Source organism: Burkholderia sp. Bp9099 (assembly GCF_003857805.1).
GTDB lineage: Bacteria > Pseudomonadota > Gammaproteobacteria > Burkholderiales > Burkholderiaceae > Burkholderia.
Genome location: NZ_QTPU01000008.1, coordinates 33,434 through 54,626, shown reverse-complemented (window position 1 = coordinate 54,626; position 21,193 = coordinate 33,434). Strand labels below are relative to the sequence as shown.

Annotated in this window: 16 protein-coding genes; 11 read left to right on the top strand and 5 right to left on the bottom strand. The window is 64.8% G+C overall.

Going from position 1 to position 21,193, the window contains the following annotated elements; translation table 11 throughout:
- Window positions 1-187 precede the first annotated feature (187 nt).
- Window positions 188-850 carry a glutathione S-transferase family protein gene (locus DIE17_RS10720; protein ID WP_124645981.1) on the top strand — a complete coding sequence of 221 codons (663 nt, stop codon included), beginning with the start codon at window positions 188-190 and terminating at the stop codon, window positions 848-850.
- Window positions 851-1,054: 204 nt separating this feature from the next.
- Here DIE17_RS10720 and DIE17_RS10715 read toward each other — a convergent pair whose 3' ends face one another.
- The 3 genes from DIE17_RS10715 to DIE17_RS10705 all read right to left on the bottom strand — a co-directional run bounded on the left by DIE17_RS10715 (window position 1,055) and on the right by DIE17_RS10705 (window position 4,090).
- On the bottom strand, window positions 1,055-2,023 hold the full coding sequence (locus tag DIE17_RS10715; protein ID WP_124645982.1) for a hypothetical protein: 969 nt from the start codon (window positions 2,021-2,023) through the stop codon (window positions 1,055-1,057).
- A gap of 105 nt (window positions 2,024-2,128) precedes the next feature.
- Window positions 2,129-3,772, bottom strand: a complete 1,644-nt coding sequence (locus DIE17_RS10710) for a DUF2334 domain-containing protein (protein ID WP_124520336.1) — start codon at window positions 3,770-3,772, stop codon at window positions 2,129-2,131.
- Between the two features lie 12 nt (window positions 3,773-3,784).
- Entirely contained in the window at window positions 3,785-4,090 is a 306-nt protein-coding gene (locus DIE17_RS10705; RefSeq protein ID WP_235879201.1) for a hypothetical protein, read from the bottom strand.
- A 956-nt stretch (window positions 4,091-5,046) separates the two neighbouring features.
- Between DIE17_RS10705 and DIE17_RS10700 the strand changes: the two genes are divergently transcribed.
- Together DIE17_RS10700 and DIE17_RS10695 are read left to right on the top strand one after the other, a co-directional pair.
- Window positions 5,047-7,005 (top strand): glycosyl transferase family protein, encoded by a 1,959-nt coding sequence (locus DIE17_RS10700; RefSeq protein WP_124645983.1) that lies wholly within the window; start codon window positions 5,047-5,049, stop codon window positions 7,003-7,005.
- Complete coding sequence (locus tag DIE17_RS10695; protein WP_124488789.1) at window positions 7,002-8,696, top strand: bacteriophage N4 adsorption protein A; 1,695 nt, start codon at window positions 7,002-7,004, stop codon at window positions 8,694-8,696. The genes DIE17_RS10700 and DIE17_RS10695 overlap by 4 nt, the downstream gene beginning before the upstream one ends.
- A 41-nt stretch (window positions 8,697-8,737) precedes the next feature.
- On the opposite strand, the gene DIE17_RS10690 is transcribed toward DIE17_RS10695, so the two are convergent.
- Window positions 8,738-9,640, bottom strand: coding sequence for a hypothetical protein (locus DIE17_RS10690; RefSeq protein WP_260426195.1), 903 nt, complete (start codon window positions 9,638-9,640; stop codon window positions 8,738-8,740).
- 173 nt (window positions 9,641-9,813) lie between these two features.
- On the opposite strand from DIE17_RS10690, the gene DIE17_RS10685 reads away from it, so the two are divergent.
- The 6 genes from DIE17_RS10685 to DIE17_RS10660 all read left to right on the top strand — a co-directional run bounded on the left by DIE17_RS10685 (window position 9,814) and on the right by DIE17_RS10660 (window position 15,987).
- On the top strand, window positions 9,814-10,239 hold the full coding sequence (locus tag DIE17_RS10685) for a hypothetical protein (protein ID WP_124920795.1): 426 nt from the start codon (window positions 9,814-9,816) through the stop codon (window positions 10,237-10,239).
- A 126-nt stretch (window positions 10,240-10,365) separates the two neighbouring features.
- Window positions 10,366-11,601: a Crp/Fnr family transcriptional regulator gene (locus DIE17_RS10680; protein WP_124645986.1), complete on the top strand. Its 1,236-nt coding sequence runs from the start codon at window positions 10,366-10,368 to the stop codon at window positions 11,599-11,601.
- Window positions 11,602-11,623: 22 nt separating this feature from the next.
- A complete protein-coding gene (locus DIE17_RS10675) occupies window positions 11,624-12,388 on the top strand; it encodes a flagellar motor protein (protein WP_044847579.1) in 765 nt (254 codons plus the stop codon).
- Between the two features lie 18 nt (window positions 12,389-12,406).
- The gene (locus tag DIE17_RS10670) at window positions 12,407-13,084 is read left to right on the top strand and encodes an OmpA family protein (RefSeq protein ID WP_124645987.1); all 678 of its coding nucleotides are present in this window, start codon (window positions 12,407-12,409) and stop codon (window positions 13,082-13,084) included.
- A gap of 149 nt (window positions 13,085-13,233) precedes the next feature.
- A complete protein-coding gene (locus tag DIE17_RS10665; protein WP_124645988.1) occupies window positions 13,234-15,096 on the top strand; it encodes a methyl-accepting chemotaxis protein in 1,863 nt (620 codons plus the stop codon).
- A gap of 102 nt (window positions 15,097-15,198) precedes the next feature.
- Window positions 15,199-15,987 carry a hypothetical protein gene (locus DIE17_RS10660; protein ID WP_124667657.1) on the top strand — a complete coding sequence of 263 codons (789 nt, stop codon included), beginning with the start codon at window positions 15,199-15,201 and terminating at the stop codon, window positions 15,985-15,987.
- 144 nt (window positions 15,988-16,131) lie between these two features.
- Here the strand turns inward: DIE17_RS10660 and wecB are convergent, their stop codons facing one another.
- Entirely contained in the window at window positions 16,132-17,349 is a 1,218-nt protein-coding gene (gene wecB, locus DIE17_RS10655; protein ID WP_124488785.1) for a non-hydrolyzing UDP-N-acetylglucosamine 2-epimerase, read from the bottom strand.
- Window positions 17,350-18,621: 1,272 nt separating this feature from the next.
- Here wecB and glmS point away from each other — a divergent pair.
- Both glmS and DIE17_RS10645 read left to right on the top strand, forming a co-directional pair.
- Entirely contained in the window at window positions 18,622-20,439 is a 1,818-nt protein-coding gene (gene glmS / locus DIE17_RS10650; protein ID WP_124645989.1) for a glutamine--fructose-6-phosphate transaminase (isomerizing), read from the top strand.
- A gap of 543 nt (window positions 20,440-20,982) precedes the next feature.
- Window positions 20,983-21,186, top strand: coding sequence for a cold-shock protein (locus DIE17_RS10645; RefSeq protein WP_006485974.1), 204 nt, complete (start codon window positions 20,983-20,985; stop codon window positions 21,184-21,186).
- Window positions 21,187-21,193 lie beyond the last annotated feature (7 nt).

Here is a 21,193-nt window from a genome sequence, read left to right as displayed (position 1 = left end):
TGGGGCCCGACGACCGAATGCGATGCGCCGCCGTTGCCAACGAGGCTCGGCGTACTCGATGTGTCGCTGCCCCGGGCAGCGCGCTGCGCCACTTCGGCGAATGCTTCGCACAGGCGTGGTGCGCTTCGCACGGCGCGGTGCGTGCTTTCGGTGCAGGGGTACGAACGGCAATCAGCAGGGGAACGACATGGACGTTACCGGACAGACGACGTTGACCATCAGCAGCCGCAATTACTCGTCGTGGTCGATGCGCGGCTGGCTGCTCGCGAAGCTGAGCGGGCTCGCGTTCGAGACGATCAGCGTGCCGATCGATGCGGCATCGCGCGCGGAACTGCTGCTGCTGTCGCCGTCGATTCTCGTGCCGTGCCTGACGCACGACGGCAGCACGGTATGGGACACGCTCGCGATCGCCGAATACCTGAACGAAATCCGGCCGCAGGCGCGGCTGCTGCCCGACGACCGGCGTGCGCGCGCGCATTGCCGGTCGATCTGCGGCGAGATGCATTCCGGTTTCAGTGCGCTGCGCTCCGCGCTGCCGATGAACCTGCGTGCGCATTTTCCCGGCTTCCGGATCTGGTCGCGTGCGCAGCACGACATCGAGCGCATCGTGACGATCTGGCGCACGTGTCTGGCTGCGTATGGCGGCCCCTGGCTGTTCGGCGAGCAGATCGGCATCGCCGATGCGATGTACGCGCCGGTCGTCACGCGATTCCTGACGTACGACGTGAAACTCGAACCCGATATCGCCGAGTACTGCATGCGCATGCTCGCGCATCCGTTCGTGGCGGAGTGGATCGATGCCGCGAAGGCGGAGCACGAAGACATCGACGAACTCGACATGGAGTTCTGACCTGCAACGCACCTTCGCGCGTTCAACCGGATGACCGGCACGTGCATCGAAACGAATCGTCGATGCGGCCGCGCGTGTCCTGCTCGCGCATTGCCCGCGCAGCATCTGTCGGGCATCGCGCCCCGCCGTTTCGGCGGGGCGTTGCTTACCTGTTGCCGGGCACCCTGAGGCTCGCTCCCCGCATTGCAGCACGGCGCAGCAGGATCAGGGACTCGTTTTGGCCGGCTCGGCCGCGGGTGGCTTGGCCGGACGCGTGAGGAGTTCGCGTGTGAGGTTGTCCGACACATAGTGCGGGCCATCGAACAGATAGACTTGATAGCCACGGTAGGTTGTCAGCTGCCTGCTCAATTCGTCGGCGCTGGCCGCCCGGAATCCCCCGTGCTCGGCGGGCCGGAAGGCCTCCGCGATTACCCGCACACGTTGCTTTCCGAGGCGCGAGGTCAGCTCGTCGACATAGGCGCGCGCGACGTAGGGTTCGCGCGCATAGACGCCGCAGCCGTCCTGGAAGAACACCCCGACGTCCGACGGCAGCCACGACACGAGCCAGTCCGCCAGCGCCTTCCCGCCGATATTGGTCTGGTCGTAGACGCTCACCCACAGCGGACGCGGCAGTCGCTTCAGGATATCGGCCAGCTTTGGCGCGTCCTGCCAGGTCGGGTCGATTTCGACCGGGAAGTAGTAGCCGGTGACATTCAGCGGGACGTGCGTGCGCGCTACCGCCAGGGACTGGTCCGCGAGTGTCGACAGATGGGTGCGTGCTCGCTTTTCATCCTGGTAACCGGCGAGGCCCAGGATGACGTTTCTGGCCCAGGGTTCGCGGCCGATGCGCCCCCAGTCGGGAAGGTGTGCCGCGGGACGGATGCCGGCGTCGGGCACGTACGCGGTATCGTCGACGACGCTCCACTGGATCAACAGATCGTGCACGCCGAGCTGTTGCCAGTTCCCGACGGGATTCGTCGTCGCGTTGTCTACCTGCCAGACGATTCCGTCGGCATGCACGTCATGCGCCGTCCAGCTGCACGCGGCCACGGCGAGCGATGCCCCGACGGCCGCGAGCATCGCCGCGCGGGACGAACGCGGCGCGCGCGCGCGCCGGCGTGGCCGGCTTGCGTGCCGGAACCGGCCCAGACGCAGTCGAATCCCGCGCAAGGCCGGGATGGCGTACGTGATCATCGCGGCCTCCCCGGAAGCATTCCTGCGCGACATCGTAGCCGATCACATGCAAACGTGCGACCCGCCTTGCTGCTGCGGGTCGCACGAGGCTTCCACCGGCTCGCGTCACTTGGCCGTCGTGCCGTCCGCCCATGTGTAGCCGAGATTCGTGATGCCCGTCACGATACTCTGGAAGTCCTGGAAGGCGGGCAGTCCGAGATCGGGCTCGAGCCAGTACGGATGGAAGAAGAACGACGCGAAGCCGTCCCGCACCGCCAGACCGTATTGCGCGTTGGTGACGATTTGCTGCCACGTGTACGTGATGCACGAGAACGGGTCTTTACTGCAGATGTTGTATTGAAGGCTGCCCAGGTTCTCCGGAATGATTCGTTGCCCGTAGTAATCGGAGTTGATGATGTACGGGAAGAATTGCCCGGCAGAAAAGTCCTGGTTGGGCGCGCCCGTCCCGATCTGCGGATTGGTCGACGTGTAGTAGACGGCCCGCTGGAACGTGGTCGGGAACGTCTGCGCCGTGGCCGTTGATGCCATCGGCGACATCTGGTACTGCGGCGCAGCCCAGCCGACGATCTTGTAGCCATTGAGCGTGAACTCGAGCAGGCCGTCGGCCATTCTGCCTTTCGCCCATTGCACCGAGTCCTCGTCGACAGGACGATTCTGGACTGCGTACCAGAACTCGAAGTCGCTGCCGCTCACCGCATTCTGAAGATTCGGCGTCGAGTCATACTGATGCGTATAGCCGTGCATCACGATCGAGCCGCCACGCAGGAGCGCGTAGTTCAACCCGCTCTTGAGGCCCGTTGCCTGTGCGAGGTGAATCGTCTCCGGCACGCCGCCGTTGTAATATCCGTTCGGGTCGGTATACAACGGAATGGTCGCCATCGTGAACTTGATCCTCTTCGAGTACAGATAGTCCGACAGCTGCCTCATCGAGCTCGTCGTCGTGAATGCGTCCAGATCCTCGAGGCGGACCAGCGCACGATGATTCACCGGTGCATTGGTCTGCAGGATGTCGTGCAGGATGTCGCATATCACCAGGTAGCGATCCGTCGGGCCGATGTAGGAGAACGGCATGTCCGCGAAGTACCAGAACTTGCCGGAGCGCATGACGTAGGGCGTCGTTGCGCCGCTCTTGCTGTTCTTGATGGTGACGAGCACTTGCGCCTTGGTGGCATCGAGAACCTGGGTCAGGCCGACATCCGGGTCCGCGTTGATGGCGCCGGTCGACGCGTCGAACGCGTAGTACTTGACCATCGCCAGGTTCTTGTACGTGACGGTGTCGTAGAAGCCGGGATTCGGATTGCTCGACGAAGGCGTCGCGTTCATCCCAGCAAGGCCCAGGAAGCTGAATCCGAAGGTCTGGTTGAACGTATAGGCCGTGTTCCACGCGAGCTGCCACAGGTTGTACTTGAACCAGACCACGGTTTTCGTGGCGGTCATCACGTCGCTCATGAACGCCGTCGGAATCGGGTTGTTGTAGTAGTCGCCGATATAGAACGTGGCGTCGTGGCTCCCGATCATGCCGGACGTGTAGTTCTGTATCGGTACCAGGTCGACGGTCGTATTGAAGTGGCCGAGCAGGTTCCTCAACATGATGCTGTACATCAGGCCGAGCTTCGAAAACGGGTCGTTGGCCGGGTTGTCGTATAACACGAGCGTATGTGCGGTCGTGGTCTGCGCGTGCGCCGTGCCCGGCAATGTCATTTGCGCGAGTCCGGCAAGCAGGGCTATGACGATCAAGATCTTTTTCATGGCCGTATCTCCCTAGTCGCGTTCGACGTTGCCGCCGTGCTTCTTGACGGAATTTCTGCTGAACTTCGGGCGCCCCGTCTCCTTGTATGCCTTGTCCCAATCCTCATCGGACATGCCGGGTTTCACGTTGACTTGGGCAGAGCCGTTTGGCAATGGCGGGGGCTTGATCTTGCCGCCGGACGACTGGTTCGTCTGCTGCGCACTCGCATGCTGAACCGCGCTGGTGATGACGAGCGCGGGACTCAATGCAAGGAGTAGCCCAACGGTGCTCAACCCGATTCGAAAAAATCGATTGCGATGCGAGGGCATGATTTTCATCCTTTGATATGCAAATTGGATTCTCGTTAACGAAACGAGCACGCCCCATTGCCCGATTTAGAATCGGGTGTTATGTCGTTATTTTTTGCGTTTAATACCCCGGTTAATGAAACGAAACCGGACAGTTGGCTTTCAAGCTAGTTCTGTACCATCCGCCGCAAATGGACACCGGGCCGGGACGCCAAAATCGGCGCGTCGAGACGGTCCGAAATTGTCTCGATAAACGTTTCACGCATGCAACGCGACCGGTTTCGGAAATTGGGTCCGACGAACGCGTAACGTCTGTTTGAGCGATTCAGGTGAAACCGGTTGCGTGTTTCGTTCCGCCCACGGCAACGCGGCAACCGAGCCGGCGGCGCATCCATCCAACGGCGACCGGGGCACCGGATTTTCGGTTTCATCGTCGATCCGTCCGTCCAGGATCGACGGAATCGCGTGACGCGCTCCGGTCGCGATGATCGGGGGCGCGGGTAGAGAACCTGCCAAACGTCTCATATTCGGAACGCCGGTCCGCATGTTTCAGCACTGAAACATTTGGCTCGGTTTCGATTCGCCGATCGTGTGCGGCACACGCCCGGTACCCGGAAGGCGCAAGGGTGGTGGACGATGGCGCACGACTTGCTTGAAGCGCTGTGTATCGAAAAGACGGTGTATGGGGCGCACTGCGTAGCGCTGGATCGGGGGGGCGCTGCAAGCGCCGGCGCACGCAGGGACGAACGCAAGCAAGCGGGGAAACCGGCTGTCAAAAGTCATCCACTGAACACGTTGCATTTTTGGTGATGTTGCGTGGTCGTATCAATAGCGCTCCAGGCAGCCTCGAGTCTTTTGAGAACGACGAGAACGGATGCGGCGTTAGCCGCAGGAGTGGACGTGACGGGGTCGACGGGGACGGGGCGGTTTCGTCTTCCGTTCGTACGAAGGAAGAAATACAGACGGACGAAAATCGCGGAAAGGTAATGGATAATATGATATGGAGTGCGTATTTATATGCACTCAACCTTGTCGCCATTGTGACCGCCCTCGTCATCCTGGTCAGCACGCTGGATGACCTGACGCTGGATGGCTGTTACTGGTCATTCGAAATCGGGCGCATCCTGCGTCGCGAGAAATCGCAGACCGTCGACATCGGCATGCTGCGCGCGCTGGAAGAGCGCCATCTGGCACTCATGGTGCCGGCATGGAAAGAGTACGACGTGATCGCCAAGATGATCGAAAACACGCTGGCGACCATCGAGTACGAGCGGTATGTCATCTTCGTCGGCACCTATCACAACGACGCCGAAACCACGGCGGAAGTCGAACGGATGGTCCGCCGGTATCCGGGCAGGGTGACGCGTGCCACGGTCATGAACGACGGGCCGACCTGCAAGGCGGACTGCCTCAACTGGATTCTCGAGGCGATCCTGCGTTACGAAGCGGTCCATCATATTCAGTTCGCGGGCGTCGTCATGCACGACTGCGAAGATGTCATTCATCCGGTCGAACTCAAGTACCTCAACCATGCGGTGGCGGAGAGCGATCTGGTCCAGCTTCCGGTGCTGTCGTTGCCCCGGAAATGGAACGAGTTCGTCGCCGGCTGCTATCTCGACGATTTCAGCGAAACGCACCAGAAGGACGTGCCGGTGCGGGCACGCTTGACCGGTATCGTCCCGGGCGCGGGTGTTGCGTCGTGCTACAGCCGGCGTGCGATCGAAGCCGCGATGAAGGCGCGCGACGGCGGCCCGTTCAACACGCGTTCGCTGACCGAGGACTATGACTTCAGCTTCCGGTTGAGAGACCTCGGCATGAAGGAAACCTTCGCCCGCACGCCGCTTTCGGACATCGTGCGCGATGCCGGCGGCAAGCGCGCAAAGGACGGTGCCGCCGGTCGAAACCTGCTGGCCACGCGCGAGTACTTTCCCAAGACATTCCGCACCGCCTACCGGCAGCGCGCGCGCTGGATTCTCGGCATCGCGTTTCAAGGCTGGGAGCAACTCGGCTGGAAGGGCGACTTCCTCACCCGCTACATGTTCTTCCACGATCGCAAGGGCATCGTGACGTCGCTGTTTTCGGTGATTGCCTATGGCGTGCTGCTCAACTTCGTGTTGCTTTCCGCGCTTCAGAAAGCCGGTCACGTCATTCCCGCCAGCGCTCAACTCGTGACGGCCGGTGCCTGGGTCACGCCGCTGCTGTGGGTCAACACCCTCATGCTGTTCGCCCGTGCCGGACAGCGTTTCTACTTCGTCAGCAAGCTGAACGGCCTGCTCCAGGGGCTGCTCTCGATCCCGAGGATGTTCGTCAACAACCTGATCAATTTCTGCGCGGTGAGTCGCGCGTGGCGCATCTATGTCGGCCACCTGGTGAGCGGCAGGCCAATCGCATGGGACAAGACCAGTCACACATACCTGTCCAACGAGGAACTCGGGAAGGCGCGCCGCAAGATCGGCGAGATCCTGGTCGGCTGGGGCGTGGTTTCCCCGGCGCAACTGGAGGACGGCCTCGAGCGGCAACTGACATGCGGCAAGCGGCTGGGTGAACTGTTGCTCGAAGGCAGTGCGTTGTCCACCGAATCGCTGGCGGATGCGATCGCCGAGCAGGCGGATCTGCCGCGGGTGAGCCTGGGCAACGTCGCGGTGGGCCACTTCGCGGACTCGCTGGCATTCGAGCTGCAGTACGCGTATCGTGCCGTTCCGTTTTCGACCGCCGCCGACGGGACGCTGAACGTCGCGGTCGGGCGGCCGCTCACGCAGGACGAACAGGACGTCGTGCGGCGCGGCGCCCGAACGAACGTCGCCTATTTCATTGCCTGCGATGCGGAGATCGCCGCCGAACTCGGCCGGCATTCGCGCTTCGTCGAAATCGCGCGGCTGCGCGACGGCGACGGCGCGACGCAGCAGGCAGTGCCGGTGAAAAAGCCGTCGGGAGAACAGGCATGAAGCGCTCGACACGTCCGATCGCGGCCGGCCTCAAGCGCTGCGCACGCTTGAGCGCGCTGGCCATTGCCCTGTCGCTCGCCTGGCAGGCGCCGGCATCCGCCGCCCAGCAGCTCAACCCCAAAGCCTATCGGCTCGCCGATGGCGCCTACAAGGCGATCAACGCAGGCGACCTGCCCCGCGCGGAAGCGTACGCGTTGCGCGCCCTCAAGATTCAGCCGGGAAGCGAGCAACTCGGGCTGTTGCTCGTGGATGTGTACCGGCGCGAAGGGAAAGTCGACGAAGCGGACGCGCTGCTGGAATCGCTGAGCGTTCGTTTTCCGAAAAGTGCGGCGGTACTGGCGCAGCATGGCTATCTGGCGCAGCGGCAGATGCGCTACGACGTCGCGTGCAGCAATTTCGCGGCGGCCGTCGCGACTGGAAACTGGAGCAAGGAGCAGCAGCGCAACTTGCGCCTCGCGTGGTCGGACAGTGCGCTCGCGGCGAAGCGTCCGCACGAGGCCGGCGTCGCGCTGGCGCCGCTGGCTGATGAAAAATCGGCCGTGATTCAGTTGCGTATCGCGCAGATGAGCTTGCAGGCGGGCGACCACGACAGCGCGCTCCGCGTGGCCGAGCTGGCGGCCGGCGACGCATCGACCGATGCCGAGCGGAGCATGGCCGCGTCGATCGCGGCACAGGCGCGGCAAGCCGATCAGCAGCCCGAGGTGCCGGTGGACGATACCGCGCAACGGACCTTGCAGCACGCCTATGATCTCCTGCGCGAGCACAAGGATCGCGAGGCGCTCGACGCATTTCAGGAAGGTTTCGCCGGTGGCGCCGGCAACGCGATGAACTACGCGGACGCCGGCTATGCGGCCAAGCGGATCGGATTGAACGAGCAGTCCGTCCAGATGTTCGAGCAGAGTCTCGACGCCGACGAAAACGAACATGCGTTCGACGCGCAGCGCAAGTTCGGCTATCGGCGGGAGGTCGAGCAACTCGAGCGCACCTGGGGTTTCGTGCTGAGTGCGCCATACCAGTCGGCCGCATTCGGCCCGCAAGGCACGATCAGCGTGCTCCAGCCGGGTATCGAGGCGTATTGGCAGCCGCCGAAGATCGGCTATCGGAACGGCCGCATTCTTCAGTTCTTCGTGCGGGGATACGGCACGGCCTACGACGGCACGGGCAACGTGACCGGCATGCCGACCGTGCAGGGGTCGGTGGGCGTGCGCTACAAGCCGATACCCGATCAGAACGTGGTGGTGACCGCCGAGCGGTTGTTCCATATCGGCAGCCTGTCGATGACGGACTGGCTGATGCGCCTGGGTTACTCGTCGGAGGCGGGCACCGACCTGCGGGTCACCGAACCGAGCTGGCGCAGCTGGCAGGCCTATGTAGAAGGTGCGTACTTCATCAATGCCGGGCGTTACATCATCTATTCGGAGTTGCGTTACGGGCACACGTGGCGCTTGCCGATGATCAGCGACCGGCTGACCGTCTACCCGCACGCCGCGGTGGCGGGCGATCACGACAACCGTCAGCCTGACAAGACGGCAATCGGTGCGGGGCCAGGGGTTCAGTTCAGGTACTGGTTTCGCGAAGGCAGGTATACCGCGCCGGCGAGCTATCTCGACGTGACGGTGCAATACCGGTTCGGGTTGACGTCAGCGGCACGCGCACGTGGTCTCGTGGTACGCGCGACATTGTGGTTCTGAGCAACTGCGCTGACGATCAGGCGACTCGATGGTGAGGCCGATCAGCTGGGCGACTTGAGCGTGATGATCGTTTGACGCAGCAGCTGGAAGTACGAGCTAGTCGAATACGGAAGCATCTGCTCGACGTAGTTCCACCAGAAGAATCCGCCGATGAAACGCGGATCGGTCATGCTGTTGACCATCGGGTAGTAGGTCTTGATCAGGTTCTGCTGCACCGACGCCGGCGCCGCGATATCCGACGTGCCGATTTCGCCGAAGCCGACCTTCGCGTTCGGGAAGATGCTTTCCAGCGCCGCGAAGTCGTTTTTCCACGACGGATTCAGCCCCGGGCAATCCTGGTACGGGTAGTAGCTGAACAGCGCGTAGTCGGCCTGCTGGCGAACCGTTGCGGGCAGGAACGCGGTCGGCCACGTCTTCCAGTAATCCTGCGGCTTCTCCCAGCAGTTGTTGCCCTTGCTGTCGTCGTTGTAGTACAGCGTGATCGCGGTCTTGCCGCCGTTCGATTTGACGATCGTGTTGGCCGCGGCGACCATCTGGCCGATCTGCTGTTCTTCCGCATTGACCACGGTGTTCGTGCCGCTCGGATCGTTGCGCAACCATTCGCCGTTGATTTCGTTGGCGATTTCCCACACGTCGACCGTGTTCTTCAGCTGCGACACCAGTTCCTGCGTGCGCGCCTTGTACGTCGTGATATCCGTCGGGAAATAGTACGAATCGTAGACTTCGCCCATCACGTATGCGACCGAGTGCAGGCGCAGCAGCGGTGCGTAGTAGTCGGCGGCCGACGTGCCCGGATCGAACACGACGCGCACCGTCGGTCGGTACGGCAGGTTCTGCAGCGACGCGATGATCGCATCCAGTTTCGTCAGGTCATCGAGCGTGACGCCGTAGACCGGATTCTTCAGCGGTTCGACCTGGGCGTTGGCGGTTTGGGACAAGGGCATCAGCCCGGCATAAGCAACGCATGCGGCAATGGCCGTGCGTGAGATGGTTTTCGTCAGTTTAATCAAAACTTCGGTTCCGTCCTAAGGTAAGAAGAAGCGCGATTTTAGACGAAAATAAAAGGTAATTATCGGACGATATGCGCAATAAGGGGGCGGATGCTGCGGAATGGAAATTGCTGCGCGGCTGGCTGGCGATCAAAAACGCAGCATCCCGAAACGTTCGCAAGCGGGCATCGGGACGACCGGCGGACGGCGAATCTCCTGACGACCGGGCGTGGTGGCGCATTCGGGTATACGCGCTGCGATTCGGCTTCGGCTTCGCGGTCGCCTTCGACATCGGCTTCGGCTTCGGCTTCGGCTTCGGCTTCGGCATCGACTTCGACTTCGACTTCGACTTCGACATCGACATCGACATCGACATCGACATCGACATCGACTTCGCCATCGTCAACACTGCCGTGCTCACGATCGGCCGCATCGTTCGCGATGGCCAGGCGGTGATCCGCTCACGGGCGGTGCCGCACGCAAGCGCACGCATCGAAGAATCTGCTGACGATGCTGGCAATCCGCAAACGTTTCACGTTGATTTTCGTCGGTAACGCGCAGGATTTCGCTAAAGGATGCCGGCGCCGATGACGTTAAACGGGCACGGGGATGACTGCCGATCGCATGCATGTGACATGCGACGCGCAGTCCGCAACAACCAGCGCTGCAGGGGAACCAACATGAATCGTCAGCAATCGTGGACGCGTACGGCCGCGCCCGGCGAGATCATCTACTCGGAGGGCTTCGCCGGCGAGCCCGTCATCTTTCTGATCGCCGACGGCAAGGTCGAGCTGTCGACGCGCTGCGACGACAAGCGCGTCGTCGTCGCGACGCTCGGGCGCGGCGAGTTCTTCGGCGAATCGGCGCTGCTCGCCGCCGAGCCGCGCGCGCATACCGCGAAGGCGCTGTCGTTCTGCCAGCTCACGGTCGTGCCGGCCGCGACGATCGACGAGGAAATCGAGCACGTGTCGGCGCTGCTTCGCCACATCGTGCGCACGATGATCCGGCGCGTGAAGCGCAAGGACGACCAGCTCGCGACCTATACGCATGCCGACTTCATGCCGGGCGTGCTGTCGTATGCGCACGTGCTGTCGCTGATGGCGGGCGCCGACGCGCGCGGCTCCGATGACGCGTGGTCGCGGCGGCCGATGCAGGCACATGCGGAGGTGTCGGTGCCGCTCGCGGAGGTGATCCGCCGGTGCCGCGCGATTGCCGGCCATTCGCGCCCGCACGTGCTTGCGATGCTGCGCCGCATGGAGAAGCTCAATCTCGTCACGATCGAAGCCGCGCAGGGCGACCATGCCGGCGGCGCGGCCGATTACCCGGCGTCGTCGGATGCGCGCCAGACCGTCACGTTCGATGCTGCGCGCGTGGTCGATCGCGCGCAGCAGGTTGCCGATCACGATCTCGACGTGTCGATCAACAGCGAGCTGGAGCTGATCGAGCTCGCCGATCTCGAAGCGCTGATCGGCGTCGACCGGAAGCTGCTGCTCAACAAGCTGTCGCACGGCGAGATCGCCGACGAGGTGTTCGCGTTCCGCAAGTCGAAGGTGCTCGGTTACGTCGGGCAGAAAGGCGTCGCGTATTTCTCGCGGCGCAGCCCGCGCGCCGGCGGCGACGTGCGCGCGCTCGAGGATCTCGTGGGGGTCGACCAGCGCACGCTGTTCGACGTGATCAGCGCATTCGATACGTACGATCTCGCGAAGCTGATCGCGAGCCTCGACGATCGCGCGGTGGCCGACAAGCTGTTCTCGGTGATGACGGAAGCGCGGCGCAACGAGGTGTCGTGGGTGATGCGCCGCGAGCTCAAGCTCGACCCGATCGAGATCGAGGAGATCGAGCGGCGCGTGCTCGATGCCGTGCGCGCGGCCAAGGCGCCGGCGGCGTCCGTGCCGCCGGCTACATCCGCCGCGTAACGCCCACCCGACGGAGACATCCATGGACCTGTTGACCCTGGCCGGCGTGCTGCTCGGCGGCGTGGCGATCGTGTTCGGCTTCGCGCTGGAAGGCGGACATTTTTCAATGTTGTTCCAGTTCGAAGCGCTCGTGATCGTGCTCGGCGGCACGCTCGGCGCGGTGATGATCCAGAATACGTGGGCGCGCTTCTTCGATGCGGTGAAGCAGCTGCGGCTCGCGTTCGTGCGCGCGCAGGAAGTCGACCGCAAGCACCTGACCGACCTGCTGGAGTGGGGCGATCGCGCGAAGCTCGACGGGCTGCTCGCCTTCGAATCGATGGACGTGAGCGGCATCCATCCGTTCGCGCGGCGCGGGCTCGAACTGCTCGCGAACGGCGTGTCGACGGCGGTGCTCGAGGACGCGCTGCAGCGCGAGCTCGACGCCTACGAGCGCAGCCGCCTCGCGGCCGCGCGCGTCTGGCACCAGGCCGGCGGCTATGCGCCGACGTTCGGCATTCTCGGCTCGGTGCTCGGGCTGGTGCAGGTGACGAGCCACATTCTCGAACCGGCGCAGCTCGGGCCGGGCATCGCGGTCGCGTTCATCGCGACGCTCTACGGCCTCGCGTTCGCGAACCTCGTGTTCCTGCCGCTCTACGGCAAGCTGCGCGCGCAGATCGACAGCGAGCTGCGGTTCCGCAAGCTGTATCTCGACGGCTTGCTCGCGATCTCGCGCAAGGAGTCGCCTCACACGATCGAGACGCGGCTGACCGGCGACGTGCGCGGCCGCGCGGCGGAGTCGCTCGCATGACGCACCGGGAGCTTCGACATGACGGCTCGAACTGACGGCGCGCGTGCGGGTTCAGCCGCGGCCGGGCGCGACGACGATGAGGCCGAAGGCACGCAGTCCGGGCGCTGGCTGATTTCCTACGCGGATCTCGTCACGACGCTGATGGTGCTGTTTCTCGCGCTGTACGTGCTGCAGCTCGCGAAATACAACGCGCTCGATGCGCGTTATCAGACGCTTGCGCGGCATGACGGCGGGACGGCAAGCGCGCCCGACGCAGCGACCGGGCGCATGCCCGCGTGGCTCGCATCGCTCGACGCGCTGAAGGCGGCCGGCCACATCTCGCTCGTGCGCGCGCCGCACGGCATCGAGATCGGCATCGACGCGAAGATCCTGTTCAACGTCGGCGATGCGCGCTTGCTGCCCGACGCGACACCGGTGCTGAGCCAGATCGCGCAGGCGCTGAGCGCGCATGCGAGCGGCGACATCCTCGTCGAAGGGCATACCGACAGCGTGCCGATCGCGAACGCGAAATACGAGTCGAACTGGGAGCTGTCGTCCGCGCGGGCGGGCAGCGTCGTGCGCTATCTGGCCGATCGCGGCGTCGCGCCGCACCGGCTCGCCGCGATCGGGCGGGCCGATACGCAGCCGCTCGTCGCGGGCGACGATGCGGCCGCGCGGGCGCGCAACCGGCGGGTGACGATCTTCGTCGCGTATTGAACGCGCGAATCTCGACGGGTGCGCGACGGCCGCCCGTCGACGACATATCGGATCTCGGATGACGAACATGTGAACCCGGCGATGCGATTCCGCGCGTGCCTGCCGATAACCCAGGCTGGCTCAGACCGAGCGGTTATCGAGGGTTCCCCATGCATTTCTGGCGCAAGCTGTCCATTCAGAACAAGCTGATTCTCAGCATGACGAGTTGCCTGCTCGTGTTCGTCGCGATTTCGAGCGGGTTGAGCGTCCGTCTGATCGGCAACGCCGTGCGCGATCGCGTCGTCCGCGAGGAGCTGCCGACGGCCGTGAGCGGCATCCGCGCCGACGTGCAGCGGCAGATGGCCGGGCCGATTGCCGCGTCGCGCCTCCTTGCGCGCGATGCGTTCCTGCTGCAATGGGAGGCCGACGGCGAGCCCGATGCCGGCACGCGCAGCTGGATTCAGCTCGCGAAGAACGTGAAGGACGAGCAGAAGGCGGCGTCCGTGCAGTGGGTGTCGGTGAAGAGCGGCAACTACTACAACGAAGCCGGCCTGCAGCGGAAGGTCACCGACAAGGATCGGTGGCTGACGGATTTCCTCGCGTCGGGCAAGGCCTACGAGGTGAACATGGACCGCGAGGTCACGGCCGGCGGCTACATGATGTTCATCAACAGCCGGGTGGAGCTCGACGGCGCGCCGATCGGCGCGGCCGGCATGAGCCTGTCCGTCGACGCGCTCGCGAAGGGGATCGCCGCATACCGGATCGGCGACACCGGGTTTGCGTACCTCGTGCGGCCGGACGGCGCGATCATGATGCATCGCGATGCGTCGCTGATCGACGGCAAGCACTTCCTGAAGGACGAACCGGACCTGCCCGGCGACGCATCGTCGACGCTGCTGGCCGGCAAGCCGTATGCGACGCTGAGCTACGACGGCGACGGCGGTGCGCGCTTCATCGCGACATCGTTCGTTCCGGAGCTGAATGCGTACGTGGTCGTCGAAGTGCCGCAGGCCGAACTGCTCGGGCCGGTGACGCGTGCGATTCGCAGTGCGGCGCTCGTCGCCGCGATCGCGGGCCTCGGCGTCGCGCTGGTCGTGATCTGGCTGGTCGGGCGTGCGATCGCCGCGCCGATCCGCCGCGCGGCGACGCTGCTGTCGGACATCGCGAGCGGCCAGGGCGACCTGACGCGCCGGATGACGGTCGAAAGCCAGGACGAGATCGGCCAGCTGTCGGACGCGTTCAACCGTTTCGTGTCGTCGTTGTCGACGCTCGTCCACCGGATCCGCGCGGCGTCCGCGTCGATTGCGACCGGGTCCGCGCAGATCGCGTCGGGCAATGCCGACCTCAGCGAACGCACCGAAGGGCAGTCGGGCAACCTCGAGCGGACGGCTTCGTCGATGGAGGAAATCACGGCGGTTGTGCGCAACAACACCGAAACCGCGACGACGGCCGCGCAGCTGATCACCGGCGCCGCCGACACGGCGACGCGCGGCGGGCAGGTCGTGGGCGAAGTCGTGACCACGATGGAGCAGATCAGCGATGCGTCGCGGCGGATCGCCGAGATCATCGTGATGATCGACGGCATCTCGTTCCAGACCAACATCCTCGCGCTGAATGCGGCGGTCGAGGCCGCCCGCGCCGGCGAGCAGGGGCGCGGGTTCGCGGTCGTCGCGGCGGAAGTGCGGAACCTCGCGCAGCGCAGCGCGCAGGCGGCGAAGGAGATCAAGGCGCTGATCGAGCACAGTGCGGGGACGGTGAGCACCGGGTCGCGGCTCGTCGGCGAGGCCGGGAAGGTGATGCGCGATGTCGTGTCGCAGGTGCGGGGCGTCAGCGCGATGATGAGCGAGATCGCCGAGGCGAGCCTGGAGCAGAGCGCGGGCATCGACCAGATCGGCGATGCGGTGCAGTCGCTCGATCAGATGACGCAGCAGAACGCGGCGCTGGTCGAGGAAAGCGCCGCGGCCGCGGAGAGCCTGAAGCAGCAGGCGGCGGATCTGACGCGCCTGGTATCGGCGTTCAAGGTAGATGAATAGCGTCCGCGCGACGTTAGAATGAACGCGTTTCTGGGGGACGGCTGCCGTGGGGATACGGTAGCCGTTTTCGCTGTCAGCGCGGGAATCGGTGACGTCATAAAAATGAAGCGCATTTCAAGACTGAAGATCGGGGTGGGGGCGGTGGCGGTCGCGGCGGTGCTCGCCGCGGTCGGGGCGAAGGTGATCGCATCGCCGGCGGATGCGTATCTTGCCTATCGGAAGCAGGCCGCGGCGGCCGTGGCGGCGGCCCGGATGGAGGATCGGGCGGGCCTCGACCGGCAGTACACGGCCGACGTGAACGCGCGGCTCGCCAAACTAATTGGCACGGTCAGGGCGAGAGGGTTCGTCGCGCAGGCCGAGGGCACGGTGCAGAGCGTTGGCCCCGTCGACGGGATGCCGCCGGGGCCGGACGGGTTGTCCTTCAAGTCGGACGACGGCAAGACGCATCTCGTCGTGACGACCGTTCCGCTGCTGAAGGCCTGGGCGAGCACGGCGGACGCCGGCATCAAGCCGACCGACGACGTCGCCGCGATGTTCGGCAACGAAACGCTTTACACGCACGTATTCAGCGACGACGCCGCCGCGTTTCGCTTCGCCGAGTTGCCCGTCAAGCGGCAGCCGGCCGACGGCGTGGTGAAGGCGTGGCTGCTGGGCGAGAGCCAGGACGGCGTGCCGGACGGGCCGAACACGCTGGCCGTGTCGGTCCGGCAGGGCCAACGCGTCTATATCCTGTGGCGCGGCGTGACGCTGCGCCCGATCGCGGCGTGCGGCGCGGCGCGCGTGCCCGAGAACGGGCGGCAGGCGTGTTTCGCCAGGCAGGTGGGGACCCAGCGGATTTATCCGCGGCTGGTCGCGCAGGCGCAATCGATGGCCGATGCCGTGGTCCGATAGCGGGATAGCGGGCGGCAGACACGGGTCGCAGCCGTCGCTCGCACGGCGCGATTCGACGGCGCTGGATGGAGGTTCGCGTCCGACGAATGACGGTCGGCGACATCACGCGTCGCCGACCGTCGGCATGCCGTCCGGCGAGCGACTTCAACGCGAGCGCAACGCCTGCAACCCCAGGGTGAGCGGGTTGAACGGCATCTCCGCGGCGCCCATCGAAAAGCTCGTCGCCTTTGCGGTCGCCCCGGGCGCGTGCATCAGCGCATGAACGATCCGCTCGCTCGCATGGCCGTCGCCATACGGATTGCTCGCGCGCGCCATTTCCTCATACGCGCTGTCGCTGTCGAATAGCCGCGACGCCTCCCAGACGATCCGCTCCTGGTCCGTGCCGACGAGCCGCGCGGTGCCGGCGTGGATCGCTTCGGGCCGCTCGGTCGTCTCGCGCGTGACGAGCACCGGCTTGCCGAGTGCCGGCCCTTCCTCCTGGATGCCGCCCGAATCGGTGATGATGAAGTGCGAGCGTGACATCAGGAATACGAACGAAAGATATTCCTGGGGTTCGATCAGGTAGATGTTCGGTACGCTGCCGAGCAGCGCGCGCGCCGGCTCGCGCACGTTCGGATTCAAGTGCAGCGGATAGACGAACTGCGCATCGGGATAGCGCTTCGCGAGCGTGCAGAGCGCCTCGCAGAAATGCCGGAACGGTTCGCCGAAACTCTCGCGGCGATGGCCGGTGATCAGCACGACGCGGCGCGACGCTTCGAGAAACGGAAAGTGTGCGGCGACCTTGTCGTGGAGCGCGCTATCGTGGTCGAGCATGCGCTTGACGTCGTGCAGCGCATCGATCACGGTGTTGCCCGTCATCACGACCGCACCCACCGGCACGCCTTCGCTGAACAGGTTGTCGCGCGCCTGGCCCGTCGGCGCGAAGTGCCATGACGACACCGCATCGGTCACGCGGCGATTCAATTCCTCCGGCCACGGCGACCAGATGTCGCCGCTGCGCAAGCCCGCTTCCACGTGCCCGACCGGCAGATAGCGGTAGAACGCCGCGATACTGACGGCCAGCGTCGTCGTCGTGTCGCCGTGCACCAGCACGACGTCCGGACGCAAGTCGTCGAAGACGGTCCCGATCGCCTGAAGAATGCCGGTCGTCACGTCGGTCAGCGTCTGGCTCTGACGCATCAGGTTGAGATCGTAGTCGGGCTTGATGTCGAACAACGTGAGGACCTGATCCAGCATTTCCCGATGCTGGGCGGTCACGCATACGCGGGCATCGACATCCTTGCGCGCCTTCAGCGCGCGGACGAGCGGCGCCATCTTGATGGCTTCCGGTCGAGTTCCGAACACAAGCAAGATCTTTTTCATCGATGTCCTCGTTGAGCATCTTCGCGCCGGAAGATCCGGCGTCTGGCGCCAGGCATGGTTGCAGGCAACCCGTCCCGTCCCCGCATGTATCGGCGCCAGTCGCGCGACATGCAGCGGTATTGCGGGGCGAGCGCGCCGTTTTTGTCCGCGTGGTCTGCGCCACGCAATCGTCGAACTACGGCCGTCCCGTTGCACCTCGTCAATCACGTCATGAGCATTTCTCGCTGTGTCGATCGCCATGTCTGCCGGTCAGGCCGCGTACGTTTCCACGTCGCTGCGCGCCCGCACCCGTTCCTCCTTCCGATAGAGCAATATTCAAACCAGTGGCCCTGTGGCCGGCCCCGCTTCGCGCCACACCGGTGGAATGCCAGGGAACGTTTCACAATTGCTACGAGCGCGATTGCGGCGCCCTGCCGCGATGCGGGTAAAAATCCGACCGTTCGCGCGATCGAGCCGGTCACGTCATGCGACGAATGGCGACTTGCGTCACGCGCGGGCTGCCGATCGAACCGCATGCGCCGTTTCACGCGCCTCGGAGCGTTTCGACATGCGAGTTTTGTCCGGGCAACGTGGGGAACGTCGTCGGCTGCCACCCATTGCCTCCGTGCGAAGGATGGCCCTCACGCATCGCGGCGCGTGTATCGTCCGCACCGGGCGATGCGAAACGTTGCGTATCTGTAACGACCGTCCGGAGCCGGCCGGCCATATCCGCACGTCGGTTGGCCGATGTGTGCCACGCCGCGCACGGAGCGTTGCCGGACAAGAGCCCTGCAACGACAGCCTGCAGCGGTCGACCAGCAGAAAGGGTGGCGCGCGACGTTTCGGTTCACTGAAGGCGGAAGATCCCGCTAGGGGGGAGGTGAACCCTGATTCACCGGTGAATCAAAAACACGCGATCCGTGCCGCGAGCCCGTCGATCGGGTACCCGCAGGCCATTGCATCACGGGGTAGGGCGATCCATGGCTCACCGCTTGCTTTGTTCAGGAGGACAGGCGTGCCCGTCCGAGTTCGAGCGACGACGGAAGGGCGGGGATACCGATACGACAAACCTGCCAGGCGCGACGACACGCGCCGGGCGGGCGGCGTGCGGGCCGCGCTTGACCGCGCATCACGGCCGGTTGCCGACGCGATGGAGTGTGCAGGCCATTACGCCGATGCCGACCCGCTCGCTCCCGCCCATGCGGGTTCACGATGGCGAAGACAACGGTAACCGGATCGCGCTGATACGACAGCGCACGGTCGATCAACGAAAACAGGGGAAGGAGACGAGTCATGTGTGGCATCGTCGGCGCGGTCGCGCAACGGAACGTCGTTCCGATTCTGATTGAAGGTCTGCGCCGCCTCGAGTATCGCGGCTACGATTCATGCGGCGTGGCGACCGTCGTCGACGGCCAGGCGCGCCGTGAACGCAGCGTGTCGCGCGTCGCCGATCTCGACGCGCACGTGCGCAGCGCGGGGCTGTCCGGCAGCACCGGCATCGCGCACACCCGTTGGGCGACGCACGGCGCGCCCGCCACCTGCAACGCGCATCCGATCTTCTCGCGCGACGAGATCGCGCTCGTGCACAACGGCATCATCGAGAATCACGAGACGTTGCGCAGGCAACTGTCCGACGAGCATTACCAGTTCGATGGCCAGACCGACACCGAGGTCGTCGCCCACCTGATCCACAGCAAGTACCACGGCGACCTGCTCGCCGCCGTGCGCGATGCGACGTCGCAGCTGCACGGCGCATACGCGATCGCGGTGTTCAGCAAGCACGAGCCGCAGCGGCTGATCGGCGCGCGGGTCGGCTCGCCGCTCGTCGTCGGCCTGAAGGACGACGAATGCTTCCTCGCGTCCGACGCGCTCGCGCTCGCCGGCATCACCGACCGCTTCATCTTTCTCGAGGAGGGCGACATCGTCGAATTGACGCCGGGCGGGGTGCGCATTCTCGAACGCGGCGGCACGCCGGTCGATCGTCCGATCCAGACCGTCTCGTCGACGCAAGGCTCGGTCGAGCTCGGACCGTACCGGCATTTCATGCAGAAGGAGATCTTCGAGCAGCCGCAGGCCGTGGCCGCGACCATCCCCGATGCGGGGCTGTTCGATCCGGCGGCGTTCGGCCCGGATGCCGCGCGCGCGTTCGAGCAGATCGACAACGTGCTGATCCTCGCGTGCGGCACGAGTCACTATTCCGGCCTGACCGCGCGCCGCTGGCTCGAGACGATCGCGCGCCTGCCGGCGCAGGTCGAGATCGCGAGCGAATACCGTTACAGCGATGCGCTCGCGCTGCCGAATACGCTCGTGGTCGGCGTGTCGCAATCGGGCGAGACCGCCGACACGCTCGCCGCGCTCAAGTATGCGCAGGCGCTCGGGCATATCGATGCGCTCGCGATCTGCAACGTGCCGACCAGCGCGATGATGCGGCAGACGAGCCTGCGGTTCCTGACGCGCGCCGGCCCGGAAATCGGCGTCGCGTCGACCAAGGCGTTTACGACCCAGCTCGTCGCGCTGTTCATTCTCGCGGTGACGCTCGGCCGGTTGCGCGGCTACGTCGACGATGCGCAGCTTGCGCGCTATGCGACGCAGCTGCGGCGGCTGCCGGGCGCGCTCGACGACGTGCTCGCGCTGGAGCCGCAGATCGAGCGCTGGGCCGCGGAATTCTCGCGGCACGAGAATGCGCTGTTTCTCGGGCGCGGGCTGCATTACCCGATCGCACTCGAAGGGGCGCTGAAGCTGAAGGAGATTTCGTATATCCACGCGGAAGCGTATCCGGCCGGCGAGCTGAAGCACGGGCCGCTCGCGCTCGTGACACACGCGATGCCGGTCGCGACGATCGCGCCGAACGACGCGCTGCTCGAGAAGCTCAAGTCGAACATGCAGGAAGTGCGGGCGCGGGGCGGTCAGCTGTACGTGTTCGCCGATGCCGATACGCGGATCGACGGCAGCGAAGGCGTGTCGGTGATGAGGATGCCAGATTACTACGGGCTGCTGTCGCCGATCCTGCACGTCGTGCCGCTGCAACTGCTCGCGTATCACGCCGCGTGCCTGCGCGGCGCGGATATCGACAAGCCGAGGAACCTGGCGAAATCGGTGACGGTCGAGTGACGGGCAGGGCCGGCCGACGATTGCCGGCCGGCCCGCGCGGACGGTCAGCGCAAGGCCGCCGCCCGGGCCTTCACGATCTTGCCCCGCTGCAGCACGTACGCGACACGTTCGCCTTCTCCCGCGACGAGGCCGATATCGTCGAGCGGATTTCCGGCGAGCACGACGACGTCATGGGCGCAGGGAATCGGAGGAGGCTGTCGACACGATACGGGCGGATCGAACGGAAACCGGAAGGCGGGAAAATCGTTGCCGATCGGCCCGTTCGTGCGGAGATCATGTGCAACGCGCGCCCGGCCAGGCCACGCGCGCCGTCAGTCAGGGCCGCATCGCTTCGCCCGAACAGCGGGTCGCGAGGTAAAACAGTTACAAGTTAGCCGTTGACGCGCATCTCCCCGGCAGTTAGTGTGTGCGTCGAAGTCCAAGAAGTCCGATTGCTGTTCATCAATTGCTCGCTCTCCTCAGCGGTATTCGTTGTCCTCTCCCTCCTTGATGCTTCACGCGCTCTCCAGCAGGGCAAATCTTCATTTTTCTCAAGGAATCTTCATGGATACCGGTATCGTCAAGTGGTTCAACGACAGCAAAGGCTTTGGCTTCATCACGCCGGACAACGGCGGCGACGACCTGTTCGCTCATTTCTCGGAAATTCGTGCCGACGGCTTCAAGACGCTGGCCGAAAACCAGAAAGTGAGCTTCGAGACGAAGCAAGGCCCGAAGGGTCTGCAAGCGGCCAACATCAAGCCGCTGTAAAGTCTGA